We start from the raw sequence: 3,025 nt of genomic DNA, 5'->3' as shown, positions 1-3,025 counted from the left end.
TTCAAACATTTTGGTTAAGTCCTCGATCGATTAGTATTCGTCAGCTCCATGTGTCACCACACTTCCACCTCGAACCTATCTACCTCATCGTCTTTGAGGGATCTTACTTACTTGCGTAATGGGAAATCTCATCTTGAGGGGGGCTTCATGCTTAGATGCTTTCAGCACTTATCCCGTCCACACATAGCTACCCAGCGATGCCTTTGGCAAGACAACTGGTACACCAGCGGTGTGTCCATCCCGGTCCTCTCGTACTAAGGACAGCTCCTCTCAAATTTCCTACGCCCACGACGGATAGGGACCGAACTGTCTCACGACGTTCTGAACCCAGCTCGCGTACCGCTTTAATGGGCGAACAGCCCAACCCTTGGGACCGACTACAGCCCCAGGATGCGATGAGCCGACATCGAGGTGCCAAACCTCCCCGTCGATGTGGACTCTTGGGGGAGATAAGCCTGTTATCCCCGGGGTAGCTTTTATCCGTTGAGCGATGGCCCTTCCATGCGGAACCACCGGATCACTAAGCCCGTCTTTCGACCCTGCTCGACTTGTAGGTCTCGCAGTCAAGCTCCCTTGTGCCTTTACACTCTACGAATGATTTCCAACCATTCTGAGGGAACCTTTGGGCGCCTCCGTTACCTTTTAGGAGGCGACCGCCCCAGTCAAACTGTCCGCCTGACACTGTCTCCTGCCCCGCTAAGGGGCATGGGTTAGAATTTCAATACAACCAGGGTAGTATCCCACCGACGCCTCCTTCGAAGCTGGCGCTCCGAGATCTCTGGCTCCTACCTATCCTGTACAAGTTGTACCAAAATTCAATATCAGGCTACAGTAAAGCTCCACGGGGTCTTTCCGTCCTGTCGCGGGTAACCTGCATCTTCACAGGTACTATAATTTCACCGAGTCTCTCGTTGAGACAGTGCCCAGATCGTTACGCCTTTCGTGCGGGTCGGAACTTACCCGACAAGGAATTTCGCTACCTTAGGACCGTTATAGTTACGGCCGCCGTTTACTGGGGCTTCAATTCGCAGCTTCGCTTGCGCTAACCACTCCTCTTAACCTTCCAGCACCGGGCAGGCGTCAGCCCCTATACGTCACCTTACGGTTTTGCAGAGACCTGTGTTTTTGCTAAACAGTCGCCTGGGCCTATTCACTGCGGCTCTCATGCGCTTGCACGCTCAAGAGCACCCCTTCTCCCGAAGTTACGGGGTCATTTTGCCGAGTTCCTTAACGAGAGTTCTCTCGCACACCTTAGGATTCTCTCCTCGACTACCTGTGTCGGTTTGCGGTACGGGCACCTCTCACCTCGATAGAGGCTTTTCTTGGCAGTGTGAAATCAGGAACTTCGTCCATACGGACTCGCCATCACAGCTCAACGTTACAGTGTGCGGATTTGCCTACACACACGCCTTACTGCTTGGACGCGCATATCCAACAGCGCGCTTACCCTATCCTACTGCGTCCCCCCATTTCTCAAACGGTGAGGAGGTGGTACAGGAATATCAACCTGTTGTCCATCGCCTACGCCTATCGGCCTCGGCTTAGGTCCCGACTAACCCTGAGCGGACGAGCCTTCCTCAGGAAACCTTAGTCATACGGTGGACGGGATTCTCACCCGTCTTTCGCTACTCATACCGGCATTCTCACTTCTAAGCGCTCCACCAGTCCTTCCGGTCTGACTTCAACGCACTTAGAACGCTCTCCTACCACTGACATCGTAGATGTCAATCCACAGCTTCGGTGAATCGTTTAGCCCCGATACATTTTCGGCGCAGCGTCACTCGACCAGTGAGCTATTACGCACTCTTTAAATGATGGCTGCTTCTAAGCCAACATCCTGGTTGTCTGTGCAACGCCACATCCTTTTCCACTTAACGATTACTTTGGGACCTTAGCTGGTGGTCTGGGCTGTTTCCCTTTTGACTACGGATCTTATCACTCGCAGTCTGACTCCCGTGTATAAATATCTGGCATTCGGAGTTTGTCTGAATTCGGTAAACCGGGATGGCCCCCTAGTCCAAACAGTGCTCTACCTCCAGTATTCTCATCACGAGGCTAGCCCTAAAGCTATTTCGGAGAGAACCAGCTATCTCCAGGTTCGATTGGAATTTCTCCGCTACCCACACCTCATCCCCGCACTTTTCAACGTGCGTGGGTTCGGGCCTCCAGTAAGTGTTACCTCACCTTCACCCTGGACATGGGTAGATCACCTGGTTTCGGGTCTACGACCACGTACTAATTCGCCCTATTCAGACTCGCTTTCGCTGCGGCTCCGCCTTCTAAAGCTTAACCTCGCACGTAATCGTAACTCGCCGGTTCATTCTACAAAAGGCACGCTATCACCCATTAACGGGCTCTAACTACTTGTAGGCACATGGTTTCAGGATCTCTTTCACTCCCCTTCCGGGGTGCTTTTCACCTTTCCCTCACGGTACTGGTTCACTATCGGTCACTAGGTAGTATTTAGCCTTGGGAGATGGTCCTCCCGGATTCCGACGGAATTTCACGTGTTCCGCCGTACTCAGGATCCACTCAGGAGAGAACGAACTTTCGACTACAGGGCTTTTACCTGCTCTGGCGGACCTTTCCAAGTCGCTTCATCTAACTCGCTCTTTTGTAACTCCGTATAGAGTGTCCTACAACCCCAAGAGGCAAGCCTCTTGGTTTGGGCTCTTCCCGTTTCGCTCGCCGCTACTCAGGGAATCGATTTTTCTTTCTCTTCCTCCAGGTACTTAGATGTTTCAGTTCCCTGGGTCTGCCTTCAAGACGCTATGAATTCACGTCAAGATACTACGCGATTAAACGTAGTGGGTTCCCCCATTCGGAAATCTCCGGATCAAAGCTCACTTACAGCTCCCCGAAGCATATCGGTGTTAGTGCCGTCCTTCTTCGGCTCCTAGTGCCAAGGCATTCGCCATGCGCCCTTAATAACTTAACCAAGTTATTAAGCCTATAAAAAAAACTTAAAAAATAAATGTGTTTGTTACAATTTCAATGTCGTTTTATCCAGTTTTCAAAGAACAAG

At 51.5% G+C, this 3,025-nt stretch carries 1 rRNA gene; it reads right to left on the bottom strand.

Annotated features, from left to right (window positions below):
- Positions 1-10 precede the first annotated feature (10 nt).
- Positions 11-2,938: ribosomal RNA gene (locus ACQKN2_RS17995) — 23S ribosomal RNA — on the bottom strand.
- Positions 2,939-3,025: the final 87 nt, after the last annotated feature.

Source organism: Lysinibacillus sp. NPDC093688, assembly GCF_050280145.1.
Taxonomy (GTDB): Bacteria; Bacillota; Bacilli; order Bacillales_A; family Planococcaceae; genus Lysinibacillus; species Lysinibacillus xylanilyticus_B.
Note: the sequence above shows the minus strand (reverse complement) of the source record. Positions and strands in the feature narration are given on the sequence as shown.